The sequence below is a fragment of the Sphingomonas sp. Root710 genome, from assembly GCF_001429065.1.
Classification (GTDB): domain Bacteria; phylum Pseudomonadota; class Alphaproteobacteria; order Sphingomonadales; family Sphingomonadaceae; genus Rhizorhabdus.
Map to the genome: position 1 here is coordinate 1,668,421 of NZ_LMIB01000001.1, position 17,515 is coordinate 1,685,935.

The window sequence follows — 17,515 nt, forward strand, 5'->3', positions numbered from 1 at the left end:
TCGTCAGTACATGTGCTGGCCGCCGTTGACCGACATCGTCGATCCGGTGACGAAGCCCGCATTCTCGGCGCACAGGAAGGTCACCGCGCGGGCGATCTCGTCGGCCTGACCCAGACGGCCGACCGGCACGCGGGCAACGATCTTCGCCAACACGTCCTGCGGCACCGCGGCGACCATGTCGGTGTCGATATAGCCCGGCGCGATCGCGTTGACGGTGACCCCGGCCTTGGCGCCTTCCTGCGCCAGCGCCTTGGTGAAGCCGTGGATGCCCGACTTGGCGGCGGCATAGTTGACCTGGCCGTACTGGCCGGCCTGGCCGTTGATCGAGCCGATGTTGACGATCCGGCCCCAGCCGCGCGCGCGCATGCCCGGGAAGGTGGCCTTCGCCATGTTGAAGCAGCCGCCCAAATTGGTGTCCATCACCTCTTTCCAGTCCTGATAGCTCATCTTCAGGATGGTGCCGTCGCGGGTGATGCCGGCATTGTTGACAAGGATGTCGACCGGGCCCAGCTCGGCCTCGACCAGCTCGGCGCCCTTCTGGCAGGCGTCATAATCGGCGACGTCCCACTTATAGGCCTTGATGCCGGTCCGGTCGGTGAAGGCCTTCGCGCGCTCCTCATTGCCGGCATAGTTGGCGGCGACGACCACGCCCGCGTCCCTCAGCGCGAGGCTGATCGCCTCGCCGATGCCCCTGGTTCCGCCGGTAACGATCGCGACACGCGCCATATATTTTCTCCCGAGTAAGAAATGATGCTCCGCGATGCTAGTGCCGGATGTCCGGCAGGGAAAGCGTCTGAAGCGGCTAAAATTTGGTCCAGATATGATTCATTTCGAATCATCACCCGCCGCTATCCATCCGCCAAGTTGCTCCACGATGACATGGTCGAGCATCGCGATGCCCGGAGCGTCGTCATTGAGGCAGGTCAAATAGGCGAAGCGTTCGCCCCCCGCCGCGAGATATTGCTCACGCCCGCGCAGCGCGAGTTCCTCGAGGGTTTCGAGACAATCGGCGGCGAAGCCGGGTGCGACCACCGCGATCCGCCGGACGCCCTCGCGCCCCAGCCGCTCGAACGTCGCCTCGGTCGAAGGATCGAGCCACTTGGCGCGGCCGAAACGCGACTGGAAGCTGACGATCAGATCGCGGCCCAGCGCCTGTCCGAGCAGCCGCGCGGTCTTCTGGCAATGGCAATGATAGGGATCGCCAAGGTCGAGGGTGCGGCGCGGCATGCCGTGGAAGCTGGCGACGATCGCGTCGGGCTCAAAATCCAGCCCCGCCAGTTGCTCGCGGACCGATGTTGCCAGCGCGTCGATATAGGCGGGATGGTCATGATAGGGCGGCAGGGTCCGCAGCGCAGGTTGCCAGCGCATCCCCGCGGCGGCGAGAAAGACCGCGTCGTTGACGCTGGCGGTCGTCGCCCCGCAATATTGCGGATAGAGCGGCGCGACGAGGATGCGTTCGCAGCCCTGGGCCTTCAGCGCGGCGATCCGATCGGCGATGGCGGGCCTGCCGTAGCGCATCGCATGATCGACGATGACCCGATCGCCGAAGCGCGTGGCGAAGCGATCGCGCAGCGCCGCCGCCTGCCGCGCGGTGATCGCGGCGAGCGGGGAGCCCTCCTCGGTCCAGACCTGGTCATAGGCATGGGCGGACTTCTTCGGGCGGACGTTGAGGATGATACCGCGCAGGATCGGCTGCCAGAGCAGAGCAGGGATCTCGACCACGCGGCGGTCCGACAGGAACTCGGCGAGGTAACGCCGCACCGCTGCCGCGGTCGGCGCATCGGGCGTGCCGAGGTTGACCAGCAGGACGCCGATGCGGGGGGCGGGAACCGGCGGGTGCGCGATTGGCAGTGCGGGCGCCGGCATGGCGCCGGAGGAAAGATCGCTCATGCGTCGGCCAGCCGCAGCGGAAGATGGCGCAGGCGCTTGCCGGTGGCGGCGAAGACGGCGTTGGCGATAGCGGGCGCGACGGGCGGGACCGCGATCTCCCCCGCCCCGCCCGGGGCAGCCTTGGACGGGATCAGCTCGACGCGTATCTCGGGCATGGCGGTGAGCGGCGGGAAGCCGAGACCATCGAAATTCTGTGCGGTCACCATGCCCCCCTTGATCGACACCGCATTGCCGAGCGCGTTGCACAACCCCCAGTAGATCGAGCCTTCGATCTGCTGCCGGACGATATCCGGATGGATCACCCGGCCGAGGTCGGCGACCGCGGTGATGTTCGACACCCGGATCTCCTCCCCCTCGATCCGGGTTTCGGCGAGGATCGCGACATGGCTGCCGAAGCAGCTGTGCACCGCAACCCCCTGCCCGACGCCGGGCTCGCCGCCCTGCCACGCGCCGATCGACGCCGCCATCTGGAGGCAGCGGGCGAGCCGGGGCTGGTGCGACAGCGCCTGCATGCGGAAGGACAGCGGATCGAGCCCGGCGACCAGCGCGACCTCGTCGATGAAACTCTCGGTGAAGAAAGCGGTGTAGCTGTTGGCGACCGAGCGCCACGCGCCGACGGGAACGCCGGTCAGCGCCTCGGCATGTTCGACCGCGAGCGCGTCGATCGCATAGGGCGGCACCGCGCCTTCGATCGATCCATATTCGGGGCCGTAGCTGTCTTTCATCGGCTTGCCGCCCATCCGGTCGAGCGTCTGCCCGCCCATCGACGGCGCGGCGATGGTGGCGGACCAGCCTGCGATCGTGCCGCCCGCGCCCAGCCGCGCCTTCATCCGCGCCATGGCGGGCGGGCGGAAGCGGCTGTGCTGGATATCCTCACGCCGCGGCCAGACGAGCTGGACCGGCTTCTTCAGCTTCTGCGCGATGATCGCGGCCTCGACCGCGGCGTCGACCTCTCCCTTGCGCCCGAAGCCGCCGCCGACCAGCGTGGGATAGATCGTCACCCGCCCCTCGTCGAAGCCGATCGCGGCGGCGACGGCGGCGCGGGTCATCGGCGCGGCCTGGGTCGGCACCCAGATCTCGACGCGATCGTCGGTGAAGCGCGCGGTGGCGGTGAGCGTCTCCATCGGCGCGTGGACGATCATCGGCACCGAATAACTGGCGTTGATCACCCCCTGCCCGGCCAGCGCCGCGTCGGGATCGCCGCGTTCGGTGAAGCGCTTCGCATCGCCGCCGTCGAGCGCCGCCGACAGCGCGCGGCGGATCGAGCCGTCGTCCGGCCGCGCCTTGCTCGTCTCGAACTCGACAGCGAGCGCCTGGAGCCCGCGATCGGCGGCCCACCAGTTGGTGCCGACCACCGCGACCCAGCCGGGATTGGTGAGCACCGCCATCACCCCCGGGGTCGCCTCGGCATCGGCGGTGGTCATCTTCGTGGGCCGCGCGCCGCCATAGGGGCCGTGCGCGATCGAGGCATAGACCATGCCGGGCAGGCGGATATCCGCGCCGAACTGCGCCGATCCGTCGACCTTGGCGGGCAGATCGATGCGCGGCACCGACTGGCCGACCAGGGTGCGCTCCGCCGCCTCGCGCAGCGGGACGGTATCCGGCGGGATCATCCCCGCCGCGGCCCCAGCCAGCTCGCCGAAGCGGATGCGGTCGTCGCCGCGGACGACGAAGCCGGCAGCGGTGTCGCAGGCGTTCCAGTCGATCTTCCAGCGCTCCGCCGCCGCCATGCAGAGTAGCGCGCGCGCCGCCGCCCCCGCCTCGCGCAGCCGGCTTTCGAACACGCGGATCGACGAGGAACCGCCGGTCATCGTCAGTTTCATCCGCATCGCGATCTCACGCGCCGCCCATTGTCCCGGGCCGTGGAGCCAGGCGGGGAGCCGCCGTTCCAGCTCCTCTTCGACGGGCAGGCTGTTGGCGTAGATCGGGTTGATCGGCGCGGGTTCGACCCCGACCGTGCGCCAGTCCGCGCCCAGCTCATCGGCCAGGATCTGCGGCAGCGACGTATAGACGCCCTGCCCCATCTCCGCCTGCGGCACCGCGACGATGACGCGGCCGTCGGCGCCGATCTTGAGATAGGCGTTGAAGACATGCTCGCCCGGCCCGGCCAAGAGATTGGGCGCATAATTGCGCGGCCAGACCGCCCAGCCGACCACCAGCCCGGTCGCGAGCCCGCCGCCAATGAGCAGCTTGCGCCTGGTGATGCCATGGCCGGCCTTGCCCGGCCCTCCCCCCCGATCGATGCGTGCGTGCATGGCGGCATGATAGGCGGGGCGGCGGGAGAGGAGAAGGGGGTTGGCGGGGAGATTTGGGCGACGCGCCAGTTGCGAATGATTCGCGGAAAATCGGGGTGCATGGGGTTGTTGTGCGAATTTTGTGTTTTTATTTTTTCTGTCCCTGTGGCCGACATGCCGGGCCGCGCCCGCGCGGCGGCACTCGGCGCAGCGGGCTCGGCAAAGCGAGCGACCGAGGCTCGATTGGTGGCGCGCACATAGCGCGAGATTTCCCTGATCCGCGCGGAATGCCAGCCATGTTCCAGGCGTTACGATTGCCGCGCGGCGCGCCGCTGCCCTTGCCGCCGTGCATGCGGCAGCGCCGGTTGCCTTTGACGGCGGGCGAGCGGCACGGCGTTCCGGATCGGGTGCGGGCTCCGCAGCGTGGCGCGTTGGCGAGGATTTCGGGTTGTGCGGATTGGGTTGCTACGTTCTGCACAGTGACGGCTACCATCAATTGATCGAGGCACCGAGTTTGCTGCTGAAACCCTACATGGCAAGAACAAACAGGAAACACGCTTAAGCCATTATTCGGACGAGGCCGGTTGGCGATGCCTAAAGCCGGGCCGGCAAAAGACTGGTCTGCAATAATGGAAAGCGGAAAACCCACCGATCCGCGGCCGATTCGTCATCGTTCGCTGAAGCACGGCGCTGCGCTATCTGCACCGGCCCGTGGAACGACCCTACCGCGGCTTTCGTTCTGGCCCGACTTCCAAGGAGTTCCCCCATGACCGAGGTTTCGCGCGCAAAGATATTGATCATCGCCACGGATGGCTTTGAGCAATCGGAATTGTTCAAGCCGCGAGAGGCGCTGCTCGATGCCGGGGCGGAGGTGACGCTCGCCTCCAACAAGCGCGAGCCGATTCAGGGCATGCAACATCATGAGAAGGGCGAGACGATCACGCCCGACGTCGCCCTAGCAGATGTCCGCACCGAGGATTTCGACGCGCTCGTCATCCCCGGCGGCGTCGCCAATCCGAATACGCTGCGCATGGAAGAAGATGCGCTTCGCATCGTTCGTGACTTCTTCGATCAGGACAAGCCGGTTGCGGCCATCTGCCATGGCCCCTGGCTGTTGGCCGAGGCGGATGTGATCGACGGGCGCCGGTTGACCAGCTGGCCATCGATCCGCACCGATCTCGCCAATGCCGGTGCCGAGGTCGTCGACGAACAGGTGGTGGTGGACGGCAACCTCATAACCAGCCGCAAGCCGGATGACATTCCCGCCTTCAATGCGGCCTTGCTCAAGGCGATTTCGGCGGCTTGAGGTCGACGGGCCCCGAAGCGAGGCAGCATCCGGTCACCGCGGTCCGGGATCGGCGATCATGGAATCAGGCTATTCCGATGAGCATTATTCAACGCTGCGTTCCCGCTGTGATGGCATTGGCGCTCTGCGGATGCGGAGGCCCCAAAGATGCAGCCAATGACGGCAATTCGACGGCACTGGGCAGCACCAGCGCGGGCGAGGTTGAACAGGCGCGTTCCTATGTCGGCCAGTTCATTACCGACAATCCGGATCGCTGCTTCACGAATGTGGGGCTGGACCAGCCGCAGCTGCAAGCGCGGACGAGCGATGCCATCGGCCCGCGCATTCCTCCCGTTCGTGTCGTCATTGCAATTGACGGCTCGGGATCGATGGCAGGTCGGATCGGCGGCCAGACCAAACTCGATCTGGCGCGCGATTCCGTCTCGCGCTTCGTCGATGGCTTGCCGTCATCGGTCGAAGCCTCGCTGATCGTCTTCGGGCAACAGGGCGACAACAGCGACGCCGGCAAAGCCCGATCGTGCGCGGGCGTCGACATCCTAGCCCCCATGTCCAGCGATCGTGCGGGGCTCGGCGCTGCCGTTTCCCGTGTCCGGGCCGTGGGATGGACACCGCTTGCCGCCGGCCTTTCGAAGGCGGAGGCGCTGCTGTCCCGTTCGGCGACCCCGGGCGAGCAGGTCATCTATGTCGTGTCCGATGGCGAGGAGACCTGCGGAGGCGATGCCGTGGCAACCGCGCGGCGAATCAACAGCGGCGCCACGCGGGCGATCATCAACATCATCGGCTTCGGTCTGCCGTCCAGCGAGGCGGCGGCGCTGAAGGCCGTGTCCGATGCGGGGGGTGGCAATTTCGTCAACGTCAACAGCCGCGCCGATTATGATCGAACGCTCGACAGAGTGCGGGAGTCCAACCGGCAGGCCTCCAACGCCATACGCCGGAGCAATGCGGTGGCGGGCAATGCCGTGCAAACGTCGAACGCGCTGAGCAGCGCAGCGGTGTGCGTCAGCAACATCATCAGCAGCGAGAACGTCCGGATCAGCAACGACATTTCCGCGCGGGCCGTGCGGGGCGAAGCCGTGCCATTCGCTCGGGCGGCTCAAGCATTGCTGAAGGAGCGCCACGCTAAAATGGAACTCCGGCTGAAAGACTATCGCGCGCAGCTGCAAAATGGTGAAGCGCAGGCGCGTAGGTCGATCGACGCGGAGGCCGACGCCGTTCGATAATTCGGCTGGGTTCCGGTTGGATCGTGCCCCATGGCTTCACACATTGCGATGGCCGCGCGGCGCGGCAGGGCGATAATATGAAGTTGGTCTAAACGTAGCACTTGGCCGCCCCTAGCCCAGAAGGCTAACATTTCAATGCCTTTAATCCGGTCGCGCAGCCGCGGCCTGCCAAACGAAATCTTACTCGACCATCGCCAGCGCAACATAAATACGCTGGCTCCTCTCGACGTGGCTGCTATGAGGCTCGAATGGACGTCGCAAGCTACTACCAAGGGTTAACAGAACGCAGATCTGCGATCATGGCAGAGTGTGTCGCTGATAAACCCACCTTCGCTTTACACATCGCCTCTCATAATGTCCTGAAAGATTTTGAGATCATGCTTGGCGCCATTGTAGGGGCTGAGCGTTCTATTTTCATGCAGGCGTGTCGGGAATACCAATATTCGCTAGAAGCGGTCTTGTTTGGTAATTATCGCCACGCTTTTTCCAGCTTAAGGCTCGCTTTCGAGTTATTTACAGCGGCGATATATTTTTCCGCCAACCAGATGAAGATGCGTCTCTGGATCCAAGGTCATGATGATATCTGGTGGTCTACGCTGACGGACCCAGAAAAGGGCGTGTATTCTCATAATTTTATGAAAGCGTTCAATCCATCTCTTCGCGATTATCGTTCGCAATATTCGAGTCTTGCTTCAACGGTTTATCGCGAATGCTCTGAGTACGTACATGGCAATCCTGGCACACATGAGGACACTGATCTCGTCGTTGCTTACGACTCCAATCGGTCAAAAATTTTTCACGATAAGGTGGCGACCGTAAGACTGTGTATTTTATTCCAGTTCGTCTCACGTTATCTGCCCGAGCTGAGCAGCTCCGGCAAGGAGGCCGTCGAACCTCTAGTCCTTGAGAGTTTTGGAGATTTGCCTGAAATTCAATCGATGTTTGGAGTAGCAGGCAAGTGAGCGACTTCTTCTATAGAACTGAGGATATCAAGCCTGACGAGGTCGGTGCGTACTTCGCAGAGACTGCGCAGGACCGCACGGCGATCAACGCGCTCAAAAGCCGAAATCCTGCGATCATTGTCGGCAGCAGAGGAGTCGGCAAGTCATTCCTATTGCGGGTGGCTCAAAATGAGATGCTTGCCTCATTTCAGGAAGACCGCGTATTCCCGGTTTACGTTAGCTTCGTGCGCAGCTCACTGATAAAGAGCGGCGACGAGCATCAGTTCAGAAATTGGATGCTTGCTCGACTTTGCTCGGTAGCAATTCGCTCCCTTGAAAGAGCCGGCCTCCTTGGCGGAGTACCTGCCAGCATTGGCTTACTGGCAGGCGAGCCAGTTACCTCCAAGCTTGGCCCGACCAAAATCGAGGCAATTGCTCAAGCTTATGAAGACTCATATCGTAAACCGGCGGAGGCAATCGACGCGAGCGCCGTGCCTTCCATTGAGGATTTTAAGGACGCTTTTGAGGACCTTTCTGATAGACTTAATATTGAACGCTTCTGTTTTCTCATAGACGAAGCGGCGCACATATTTTTGCCAGAACAGCAGCGGCAATTTTTCACGATGTTCCGTGATCTCCGAAGCCACTGCCTGTCTTGTAATGCTGCTGTATATCCCGGCGTGACCAGTTTTGGCGAGACATTTCAGCCAAATCACGATGCGACGTTGGTCCACATCGATCGAGATGTCCTTGATTCAAAGTACGTTGAGAACATGCGGGAGATTGTTGAGAAGCAGGCTGACAGCACGACGCAGCGAAGAATCGTGCAGAATGGAAGAAATTTTGCTGTCCTTGCCTATGCTTGCTCGGGCAACCCAAGGATTCTTTTAAAGACTTTGGCAGAGGCCCCGGCTGTTTCAGCGAGCGAAGTTAATGAAGTGATGAGAAGCCACTATCGCACTTCTATTTGGTCCGAGCATTCTGCACTAGCTGAAAAATATTACGGACATCGAGAAGTTATCGATTGGGGTAGGGAGTTCATCGAAAACACAGTCCTGCCCGACCTGCGTTCGAAGAACGAATCATATTTAGCCAGTGACAAGAACACCAGCGCCTACTTCTGGATTCATAGAGATGCACCAGAGGTGGTAAAGGAAGCGCTGCGTATTTTGTGCTACACTGGTGTCTTAAACGAGATGGAAGCCGGCATCCGCGCAACTCGCAGTGAGGTTGGCAAAAGGTATATGGTTAACCTAGGATGCCTGTTCGCTCTTGATGCTAATCCGGCAAGCCAATCATTTGATATAGCGAAATCGCTCACCCCAAAGAGAATGACCGAATACGGGGCCAATCATTCCGTATACAGGGGTCTATTGGAAGCTGTCGCACTTAAGGGCGACAGCGATGATAGCGGCCATCTCGAACGCCAGCTCGCCAAAGACATCGAAGTCCTCGACCTGACCCAATGGCAAAAGGAAAAACTTCGGGAACTCGGTCTGCAGACGGTGGGGGCAGTCTTGGAAGCGACCGAGGAGCAGCTCAAGTTGGCAAAGTACGTGGGAGACATAAGAGCTCGACGAATGCGGAACGCGGCCGTGGCATCGGTGCTTGAGTACCTATCAGGGTAGCATTCAACATTCTCTGTAGGGTCAGTTGCAATATCGACGGTGTGGCAGTCGACCGGCAGGGACACCTCACACTGAGGGCTTCCGCAATGCCGACCCAAAGCTGTTGGTAACGCCGGCGACATCGGGGAACATTTCCATCGGCTGGCAGCGCGAGGTAACGCGTAAGCTCGCTTCCTGCACAGCCCACCCCTAACCCCTCCCGCTTGCAGGAGGGAAAAAGAGGTAGAGCTGAACGAATTTTTCCGGTGGGCGGCTGGAACGCTTTAGAGCGGTTGCGTTTCGCCGATGGGAGGCGACGGTTGCCATCGTGGGTAGGCAAATATCCGGCGCCTGCTAATCCGCCGCTTGCGGATGACTTCCCGTGCCAAGAGACTCCATCGCTGCCTTTGCCACCATCATCTTCTGCGCGAAGAAATCCAGGAATGCCCGTGTTTTGCCGGTCACCATCCGGTCGGGCATCGACGCCGATACGATCAGCGGCTCATAATCCCAGTCGGGCAATATGGGTATGAGCCGGGCTTCGGATATGTCGGCGGCATAGCTGTTCCTGACGATGGCGGTGATCCCCGCGCCTTCGCGGGCGAAGGCCCATCCGAGGTCGGGGCTGACCAGGGCGATCCGGCCGGCCACGTCGACCGTCACATGATCCGATCCGCGCGTCATCGTCCATGTCGCGCGGCCCGGCGTTCGCAGGCCGAGGCAGATGCATTCGTGCCGGGCCAGATCGCGCGGGTGCCGCGGCACGCCCCGTTCGGCCAGGTAGCGCGGCGAGGCGAACAGCCCGCGATTGAACGAGGCGAGGCGCCGCACGGTGCGCGATCCGCCCTGTACCGGCATATCATGGATGCAGATATCGAAGGCGTCGGCAACGGGATCGACATGGTCGGGATGGGTATCGATTTCGATGCTGATCGCCGGATAGAGGCGGTTGAACTCCATGATCCAGGGCGGCGCGAGATGGATCGCGACGGAGTTGGGCATCGATACGCGGATGAGCCCCGAGGGCGATTGGCGATATTCCTCTATGCCTTCGAGCGCCGCCTGCGCGTCCTCCAGAATATGCCGCATCCTGGCGAGAAGGCGCTGGCCGCTGTCGGTGAGTTCGACGCGCCGCGTGGTGCGATTGAGCAGCATGAGCCCCAATGTCGCTTCGAGCTCGGCCACCCTGCGCGACAGCACCGATGTCGGCACGCCGAGCGCCACCGCCGCCTTGGTGAAGCTCTTCGCCTCGGCCACCGCGACGAAGAAGTGGCCATAAGCCAGCCAGCTAGGGCGGATGGACATATTTATCCCGGAAACAGCAAAACAGATTTGCTCTGTGGGTGAGTTTTATTCCCCTGTCGAGGATAATAGAGGTTTCGCAAAAGGATCAGCCGCCCGGCGGGGCCGCCAGACGAGCGATCGACCATCCGCAATCCGGTGACGGCGAAACAATGCGGATCGATCGCGTGACCATAGCCAGGACAGGAGAGCGCCGATGCCCGAGACAATGGAAAGCATGATCAGGACCCTGGCCGACCGGGCGGAATTGTCCGACGTCATCGGCCGCTACACCTATGGCATGGATTCGCGCGACTGGGATCTGTACCGGAGTGCCTGGATCGACGGCGAGATCTATTTCAAGGCAAACGACGTCAACTTCACGCCGGGAGAGGTGGCCCGCTATCACATCTCCGACTGGATGGATGCGATCAAGGCGCTGTTCGAGACCATGCCGCACAGCCAGCATCTGAAGACCCCGGTGAGCTTCGACATAAGGGGTGACGAGGCGATGGTGCTGTGCATCCTGCAGGGCAAGCATTGGATGCCGAACAAGCATGGTGGGCCGGTGCAGACCGTCGTCGGCTATTATAAGGATGATTTCGTGCGCACCGCGGATGGCTGGCGGATGCGCGGCTGCGAGGAGGTCATCTACTGGAACGAGGGAAATTCCCACGTCCTCGATGAAAACGTCAAGAATATGTACGCGGTTCTGGCCGCGGTGAAATGACGGCGGGCCCGGGGCCGTGACGGTCGCCGGGCCTCTTCATTTTCGCGGCATCGACTATTGCGGCCGGCCGGGGCCGTCGGCGGCCGGCAATATGCCGCCCAGCAGGACTTCGGCCGCCGCGTCGGCCAATGCGTCCGCATCCATCGATGCGGTGATGATGTAGTTCTTGATCAGCTGATCGACCATTCCCGCATAGCAATGCGCAGCGAAGACGGGGTCGATATCGTCGCGAAAATAGCCGTGCTGCTGTTCGAAGGCGATGTTGCGCGCGACCACTTCGGCGATCTTGCCGCGAATGCGCGCGCCGGCTTCAGGCGCAAAATAGCCGATGCGGGCGAGCTTCGGATGATCAACGAAATATTGGAGGAAGGCGCGGATCGAGTTGCGCGCATTGGTGCGAACCGCGAGGCCGGGCAGTTGCGCCGGAAGCCGCGCGCGATCGATCACCTCGAGCAGGTCATCATGCACCTTGTCCACCAGATGATCGTATAGCGCCTCCTTATTCTTGAAATAGAGATAGAAGGTCGGCTGGGTCAGGCCGGCGCGCGATACGATGTCGCTGATCTTGGTTTCATGAAATCCCTCCGACGAGAATTCCTCGACCGCAGCATCGATCAGTTTCGCCCGCGTCCGCTCCGCCCGCAGCGAATAGGCGGACGATGTGCGCGACCGGGCCGCAGGGCGCGGCAGCGCGGAGGACAGTTTCTTCTTCGAACGCTTTTGTTCCAACTCGCTTCCACCCTGTCCCCGGCCCTCCGACCACCGATCGGCGACCCCGGATACCTAAACGTTCCGCCTGCGCGGTCCACCGCTTTCGTGCGTGACGCCAAAGCAAGTGCCGCGCCGAGGGGCGCCGGACAACTGAGCGGCACCTCGATAAAAATCATCTATCTCAATATCTTAACAAGATACTTCATAGTATTAATACTTCAAAGTATTTTTTTGTGGACAGCGCGGCGCATTTGCGGGATGCCTTGGCAGGCGGGCTCGATGGAGCGCCGAGCCGGATTGGGAGACGTCATGAGATCGACAGACGGCGCGGTTCACCGCTCCGGCGCGATGCGATCGGCGCGCGACACGGCGCCGGCCATGCGCGTCCAGCAACCGCTGGTCGGTCGAGGACATGCATCGAGTAAAAACAGGGGGTGATCATGCAAGACATTTCAGGGAAACGTCCGACTGCTTATCAATCGCCGAACCATGGCCGGTTTCGGGGCCGCGCGCTGAGCAGATTTGCCGGCACGCTCGCGACATTCGCGATCACAGCGGCACTATCGTCGGCCGGACATGCCCAGAGCGGCCAGGCCGCAGGCGATAGCGGCCGGCTCGACGAGATCGTCGTCACCGCCCAGAAAAGAACCCAGAACATCCAGCAGGTCGGCATCACGATGCAGGCGGTGACCAGCGACCAGCTGGTCAAGGCCAATATCCTGCAGGCGGCACAGCTCGCCAATGTCGTGCCGGGTCTGAACGTAGCGGGCGCGGCCGGTGGCCAGGTCGTGCTGTTCGGCATTCGCGGCGTGGTCCAGCAGGATTTCGTCGGGTCCGCGGAGTCCCCCGTCGCCGTCTATATCGACGATGGCTATGTCGCGGCGAACTCGATCTCCTCGGTCGGCCTGCTCGACGTCGATCATGTCGAGGTGCTGAAGGGGCCGCAAGGCACGCTGTTCGGGCGGAACGCCACCGGCGGCATCGTGAACATCTTCACCAAGAAGCCGACCGACAGCTATCAGGGCTATGCGCGCGCCACCGGCGGTTCGCACAGCACGCTGCGGTTCGAAGGCGCCGTCGGCGGCCCGCTCTCGGATGTCCTGAGCTTCCGCGTCGCCGGGGTCTATAATCGCAACGGCGCGTGGATAAAGAACACGTCCCCCCTCGGCGGCGACCTTGGCGGCGAGCATGGCTTCGCCCTGCGCGCGCATCTGGAATATGACCCCAAGACCAACTTCACCGCCTTGCTGACCGTGCACGCTTCGCGGACGTGGACGTCATGGGGGCCCTATTTCGCGGCGTCGGTCCGCCAGGTGTTCGACGCCGGCAACAATGTGATCGACTCGGTCGCGGTCGCGGGGCCGACCGGGCTCGGCACGCCTGCATCCGATCCGAAGCATCTGACCATGGAATCCGCGCAGGCCCAGTCGCATCATGGCCTGGGCAATTCGATGACCGGGGCCACCGCCAAGCTGACCTGGGACGTCGGCCCGCAGATCGTTTCGATCACCGACTACAAGAAGACCACCAATCATAATTTCGTCGACGACGATTCGACCTCGTTCCTGCTGATCGACACCAACAACAATGACTTCGCCGACAATTTCTCGCAGGAAATCCGCATCTTCCGCGACAAGGGAGAGTTCCGCTGGTATGGCGGCCTCTATTATCTCCACATCAAGTCGGGCGTTAACCCGCAGCGCAACTGGATCTATGTCGGCAATGTGCGGGCCGACGACCTCGCGACGCTCAGGACCGACTCCTATTCGGCATTCGGCCAGCTGGAATATGACTTCGCACCGAAGTTCACCATCGTCGCCGGCTTCCGCGCGACGAAGGAGGTCAAGGACTATGACTATTCCTCGACCCTGTACACGCTGGGCGGCAGCCTGATCGGCCCTGCGCGGACGCCCTTCAGCGGGCATAGCAACAAGATGCTCTATTCGGGCAAGGCGCAGATCGAGTTTCATCCCAGCCGGGACCTGATGTTCTACGCCGGCTATAACCGCGGCACGAAGGCGGGCAGCTTCAACGTGCCCTTCGCCGGCGGCACCGCCTATCCCGACAGCGCGATCCCCTATCGGAGCGAGACGCTGCACGCCTTTGAAATCGGCCAGAAAGCGACGCTGTTCGATGGCGCCGCCCGGTTCAACTCGGCGATATTCTATTATGACTACCAGAATTACCAGGCGTTCAATCTGATCGGCCTTTCCACCCAGGTCACCAATCGCGATGCGCGGACCTATGGCGGCGAGGTCGATTTCGAGGCCAAACCCGCGCCGCATTTCGCGGTGCAGCTGTCGGGCAGCTACACCAACAACAAGGTCTATGACGTCGACCTGGGCGGGCCGTCGCTGGTCACGCGCATCGCGCCCTATACGTCCAAGTGGAAAGGATCGGCCCAGGCCCGCTATGATTTCGACATCGGCACCGGCAATGTCGCCCTGACCGCGGGGGCAGACTATACGGGCACCTTCTGGTACTCGCTCACCAATTATACGAGCACCCGGGTCCCCGGCCATGTCGTCGGCCGGGCCAGCATCGGCTGGACCGACGAACGCGACCTGTGGTCGCTCGTGTTCGATGTCCAGAACATCACCGACAAGCGCTACAAGACGGTCGGCTTCGACCTGAGCGGCATTTGCGGCTGTTCGGTCGAGGCCTATGGGCGGCCGCGCTGGTACAGCCTCACGCTCGGCCGCAAGTTCTGACCGGGCGGCGGGAGGTGACGGATATATCGACGGTCCGGGCCGGCGAGGGTCGCCCGGACCTTCTCGATCGGCTGCACGACCGTTTCCGGCCGCAGTTCGGCCGGCGATGGTGGAAGCTTGCCGGGCAGAGCGTCTATCTCAACCCGCCGGCGCTCATGCCCGGTCTCTACAATGTGGCGACCGGGCGATCGCTCGACGGCTTCTCCCCGATGATGATGTTGCTGCTGGGCACCATCCAGGCGGCGGTGATGCTGTTCGCGATCGAAACGAAGAGCCGCGCGCTGTTCATCAGCCTCTTCCTCTCCGTGATCATGACGGCGTCGATGCTGATTATCTGGGTGCTGCGCGCGATCCTGCACATCTGGTGAACATAGACTGCCGTCGCCAAGGAACCGGACATGATCGAATTCTATTATTATCCGACCCCGAACTGCAAAAAGGTGGCGATCTTCCTCGAGGAATCCGGGCTCGACTACAAGGTCACGCCGGTTGCGATCACCAAGGGCGAGCAGTTCGAACCCTCGTTCCTGAGGCTGTTTCCCAATAACCGCATCCCCGGCATTGTCGACCATGCCCCAGCCGATGGCGGAGAGCCGCTGCGCGTCTTCGAGTCCGGCGCGATCCTTTTCTATCTCGCCGAGAAGAGCGGTAAGTTCCTGCCGGCCGACATTCGCGGGCGGGCCGAGGTGCATAGCTGGCTGATGTGGCAGATGGCGGGGCTGGGCCCGATCTGCGGGCAGAGCCATCACTTCCATGGCTATGCCCCGCCCGGGCAGGACTATGCGACGACGCGCTTCTTCAATGAAGCCGGGCGGCTTTATGCCGTGCTTGACCGGCTTTTGGCCGAGCGAGACTATATCGCAGGTGATTATTCGATTGCCGATATGGCCTGCTACCCCTGGGTTGCCGAGCATGGGCAGCAACGGCAATCGCTCGACGACTTTCCGCATGTGCAACGATGGTTCGCGACGATATCGCAGCGCCCCGCGATCGATCGCATGCGGACGCTTGCCGATGCGATCGACTCCAACGTGAAGGTCACCGACGAGTCCCGGAAATTCCTCTTCGGCCAGACCGCCCAGCAGGTGCGCCAGCGGGGTTAGCGCGCAGGTTTCGAACGCATACCCTCGCATCCTAATCGCCCGCCGGCAGTTAACGGCGCATGGCACAGCATATCTTATCTTTCGACCCGGCCTCGGTCGCCGTCGTGACGGGCGGGGAGTCGGGGATCGGGCGGGCTGCGGCGATCAGGCTGGGCAAGGCGGGGTTGCCGGTCGTCCTTACCTATTTCGCCGATGCGGCGGCCGCGGATGGGACGGTGGAGGCGATCGTTCGGGGCGGCGGCAAGGCGGTGGCGGTGCAGGCCGATGTCGGCGACGAGCAGGCGGTGGAGGCGCTGTTCGAGCGGGCGGAGCGCGCGTTCGGCACGGCCGACCTGCTCGTCAATTCGGCGGGGCTCAACATGTCCGGCGTGATGCTGCCCGACATGGCGCTGGCGCAGTTCGACCGGCTGATGCGGACCGATCTTTATGGCCCCTTCCTGACGTGCCGGCGGATGGTGCGGGCGCTCGACGCCGCGCGGCGGGGCGGGCGGATCGTCAACATCTCGTCGATCCATGAGCGTGCGCCGCGGCCGGGCGGCGTCGATTATGACGCCGCCAAGGGCGGGCTGGCGCAGTTGACGGCGACGCTCGCGCTCGAGCTTGCCCCCCGGCATATCGCGGTCAACGGGATCGCGCCGGGGATGATCCTGACGCCGATGAACCAGAGCGCGCTCGACCATCCCGACGAGCTGCGGCGCAAGGAGAGCGCGATCCCCTGGGGCCGCGCGGGGACGCCCGACGAGGTGGCCGACCTGATCCTGTTCCTGCTGTCGCCCGCCGCCGGCTATATCACCGGCACCACCGTGACGATCGACGGGGCGCTGTCGCTGACCGTCGCGCAAGGAGCCTGACGCGATGGTGGCCTATGTCGTGGAAGAATTGCAGCAGGTGACGCTGGACATTGCCGGGCCCGACGGGCGGCTGGCGCATCATGACCTGATGAGCCCGTTCGTATGGACCGAGGGAGATACCTATCGCCTGCTCGTCCGCGTGCTGCCCAACCCGCTGGGGCCGGGCGATCCGACGGGGATCATCTGGGGCGGCAATTCCGATGACGGCGTGAATTTCCGGATGCGGGAGGCGCCGGCGATCAGGCCCGGGCCCAATCCGGACGATGCCGGCGGGTGCGAGGACCCAACCGTGGTGCGCGGCGAGGACGGCGCCTATCTGATCTTCTACACCGGGGTCGACGCGAAGCGATCGCAGGGCGCGCTGCTGGTGGCGAAGGGGCCGGACCTGACCGACCTGCGGGAGCAGCGGGTGATGCTGAAGGCGCCCGAAGGCGAGGGCAACATCAAGGAAGCGACGCTGGCGCAAGGATCGGACGGCCGGTTCAGGCTGTTCTACGAATATGCCAAGGACAATGCGTCGCGGATCGGAATGGCGGAGGGGCCGACGGTGGAGGGGCCATGGACGGTCGTCGACGACCCCTTCTCGATCCGCGAGGACGGCTGGGACAATTGGCATCTGTCGACCGGGCCGATCGTGCAGCGGCCGGGCCATGATCCGGTAATGTTCTATAATGGCGCGACCGCGGATGCGCGGTGGCGGATCGGCTGGATCAGCTTCGCGCCCGATTTCAGCCGGGTGACGGGGCGCGGGCTGGAGCCGATCATCATGCCGCCGCCGGCCAAGAGCCGCGACGCGGTGGACATCGCCTTTGCGGCGTCATGCCTGGTGCAGGGCGAGGCGATCTGGCTCTATTATTCGCTGGAAGACAAGATGCTGCGGCGGGCGCGGGTGCGCCGTTACGAATAAGCGGGTGATGATCGCGGCCCGCC

Annotated in this window: 16 protein-coding genes; 10 read left to right on the top strand and 6 right to left on the bottom strand. The window is 63.1% G+C overall.

What is annotated here, in order from left to right:
- Positions 1-3: 3 nt before the first annotated feature.
- The 4 genes from phbB to ASE00_RS24430 form a co-directional block, all read right to left on the bottom strand.
- Positions 4-726: an acetoacetyl-CoA reductase gene (phbB, locus tag ASE00_RS07785; protein WP_056378759.1), complete on the bottom strand. Its 723-nt coding sequence runs from the start codon at positions 724-726 to the stop codon at positions 4-6.
- Between the two features lie 99 nt (positions 727-825).
- A complete protein-coding gene (hemH, locus tag ASE00_RS07790) occupies positions 826-1,866 on the bottom strand; it encodes a ferrochelatase (RefSeq protein ID WP_056379442.1) in 1,041 nt (346 codons plus the stop codon).
- Between the two features lie 20 nt (positions 1,867-1,886).
- On the bottom strand, positions 1,887-4,145 hold the full coding sequence (locus ASE00_RS07795; RefSeq protein ID WP_056378760.1) for a xanthine dehydrogenase family protein molybdopterin-binding subunit: 2,259 nt from the start codon (positions 4,143-4,145) through the stop codon (positions 1,887-1,889).
- A gap of 127 nt (positions 4,146-4,272) precedes the next feature.
- Positions 4,273-4,617, bottom strand: a complete 345-nt coding sequence (locus ASE00_RS24430) for an HGGxSTG domain-containing protein (protein ID WP_082594519.1) — start codon at positions 4,615-4,617, stop codon at positions 4,273-4,275.
- A 273-nt stretch (positions 4,618-4,890) separates the two neighbouring features.
- On the opposite strand from ASE00_RS24430, the gene ASE00_RS07805 reads away from it, so the two are divergent.
- The 4 genes from ASE00_RS07805 to ASE00_RS07820 all read left to right on the top strand — a co-directional run bounded on the left by ASE00_RS07805 (position 4,891) and on the right by ASE00_RS07820 (position 9,219).
- Entirely contained in the window at positions 4,891-5,430 is a 540-nt protein-coding gene (locus ASE00_RS07805) for a type 1 glutamine amidotransferase domain-containing protein (RefSeq protein WP_056378764.1), read from the top strand.
- 77 nt (positions 5,431-5,507) lie between these two features.
- A complete protein-coding gene (locus ASE00_RS07810; protein ID WP_082594520.1) occupies positions 5,508-6,650 on the top strand; it encodes a vWA domain-containing protein in 1,143 nt (380 codons plus the stop codon).
- Positions 6,651-6,898: 248 nt separating this feature from the next.
- Complete coding sequence (locus ASE00_RS07815) at positions 6,899-7,612, top strand: hypothetical protein (RefSeq protein ID WP_056378767.1); 714 nt, start codon at positions 6,899-6,901, stop codon at positions 7,610-7,612.
- Positions 7,609-9,219, top strand: a complete 1,611-nt coding sequence (locus ASE00_RS07820) for a hypothetical protein (protein WP_056378769.1) — start codon at positions 7,609-7,611, stop codon at positions 9,217-9,219. Before ASE00_RS07815 ends, ASE00_RS07820 begins: the two co-directional genes overlap by 4 nt.
- 333 nt (positions 9,220-9,552) lie before the next feature.
- Here ASE00_RS07820 and ASE00_RS07825 read toward each other — a convergent pair whose 3' ends face one another.
- Positions 9,553-10,503, bottom strand: coding sequence for a LysR family transcriptional regulator (locus ASE00_RS07825; protein ID WP_056378772.1), 951 nt, complete (start codon positions 10,501-10,503; stop codon positions 9,553-9,555).
- Between the two features lie 193 nt (positions 10,504-10,696).
- Between ASE00_RS07825 and ASE00_RS07830 the strand changes: the two genes are divergently transcribed.
- Positions 10,697-11,209 carry a nuclear transport factor 2 family protein gene (locus ASE00_RS07830; protein WP_082594521.1) on the top strand — a complete coding sequence of 171 codons (513 nt, stop codon included), beginning with the start codon at positions 10,697-10,699 and terminating at the stop codon, positions 11,207-11,209.
- A gap of 54 nt (positions 11,210-11,263) precedes the next feature.
- Here the strand turns inward: ASE00_RS07830 and ASE00_RS07835 are convergent, their stop codons facing one another.
- Positions 11,264-11,938, bottom strand: coding sequence for a TetR/AcrR family transcriptional regulator (locus ASE00_RS07835; protein ID WP_056378775.1), 675 nt, complete (start codon positions 11,936-11,938; stop codon positions 11,264-11,266).
- Positions 11,939-12,360: 422 nt separating this feature from the next.
- Between ASE00_RS07835 and ASE00_RS07840 the strand changes: the two genes are divergently transcribed.
- Genes ASE00_RS07840 through ASE00_RS07860 form a run of 5 tightly spaced genes read left to right on the top strand, consistent with a single transcriptional unit; the run spans position 12,361 to position 17,492 of the window.
- Positions 12,361-14,631, top strand: a complete 2,271-nt coding sequence (locus ASE00_RS07840) for a TonB-dependent receptor (protein ID WP_156405317.1) — start codon at positions 12,361-12,363, stop codon at positions 14,629-14,631.
- Positions 14,632-14,645: 14 nt separating this feature from the next.
- Positions 14,646-14,999 (top strand): hypothetical protein, encoded by a 354-nt coding sequence (locus tag ASE00_RS07845; RefSeq protein ID WP_056378779.1) that lies wholly within the window; start codon positions 14,646-14,648, stop codon positions 14,997-14,999.
- Positions 15,000-15,029: 30 nt separating this feature from the next.
- The gene (locus tag ASE00_RS07850; protein WP_056378781.1) at positions 15,030-15,734 is read left to right on the top strand and encodes a glutathione S-transferase N-terminal domain-containing protein; all 705 of its coding nucleotides are present in this window, start codon (positions 15,030-15,032) and stop codon (positions 15,732-15,734) included.
- A 59-nt stretch (positions 15,735-15,793) separates the two neighbouring features.
- On the top strand, positions 15,794-16,585 hold the full coding sequence (locus ASE00_RS07855) for an SDR family NAD(P)-dependent oxidoreductase (protein ID WP_056378783.1): 792 nt from the start codon (positions 15,794-15,796) through the stop codon (positions 16,583-16,585).
- 4 nt (positions 16,586-16,589) lie between these two features.
- Positions 16,590-17,492 (top strand): glycosidase, encoded by a 903-nt coding sequence (locus ASE00_RS07860; protein WP_056378784.1) that lies wholly within the window; start codon positions 16,590-16,592, stop codon positions 17,490-17,492.
- Positions 17,493-17,515: the final 23 nt, after the last annotated feature.

Bases quoted from the DNA above. Each gene is read 5' to 3' on its own strand.
- phbB (WP_056378759.1), bottom strand. From the start codon at position 726: ATGGCGCGTGTCGCGATCGTTACCGGCGGAACCAGGGGCATCGGCGAG.
- hemH (WP_056379442.1), bottom strand. From the start codon at position 1,866: ATGCCGGCGCCCGCACTGCCAATCGCGCACCCGCCGGTTCCCGCCCCC.
- ASE00_RS07795 (WP_056378760.1), bottom strand. From the start codon at position 4,145: ATGCACGCACGCATCGATCGGGGGGGAGGGCCGGGCAAGGCCGGCCAT.
- ASE00_RS24430 (WP_082594519.1), bottom strand. From the start codon at position 4,617: ATGGTAGCCGTCACTGTGCAGAACGTAGCAACCCAATCCGCACAACCC.
- ASE00_RS07805 (WP_056378764.1), top strand. From the start codon at position 4,891: ATGACCGAGGTTTCGCGCGCAAAGATATTGATCATCGCCACGGATGGC.
- ASE00_RS07810 (WP_082594520.1), top strand. From the start codon at position 5,508: ATGAGCATTATTCAACGCTGCGTTCCCGCTGTGATGGCATTGGCGCTC.
- ASE00_RS07815 (WP_056378767.1), top strand. From the start codon at position 6,899: ATGGACGTCGCAAGCTACTACCAAGGGTTAACAGAACGCAGATCTGCG.
- ASE00_RS07825 (WP_056378772.1), bottom strand. From the start codon at position 10,503: ATGTCCATCCGCCCTAGCTGGCTGGCTTATGGCCACTTCTTCGTCGCG.
- ASE00_RS07830 (WP_082594521.1), top strand. From the start codon at position 10,697: ATGCCCGAGACAATGGAAAGCATGATCAGGACCCTGGCCGACCGGGCG.
- ASE00_RS07840 (WP_156405317.1), top strand. From the start codon at position 12,361: ATGCAAGACATTTCAGGGAAACGTCCGACTGCTTATCAATCGCCGAAC.
- ASE00_RS07850 (WP_056378781.1), top strand. From the start codon at position 15,030: ATGATCGAATTCTATTATTATCCGACCCCGAACTGCAAAAAGGTGGCG.
- ASE00_RS07855 (WP_056378783.1), top strand. From the start codon at position 15,794: ATGGCACAGCATATCTTATCTTTCGACCCGGCCTCGGTCGCCGTCGTG.
- ASE00_RS07860 (WP_056378784.1), top strand. From the start codon at position 16,590: ATGGTGGCCTATGTCGTGGAAGAATTGCAGCAGGTGACGCTGGACATT.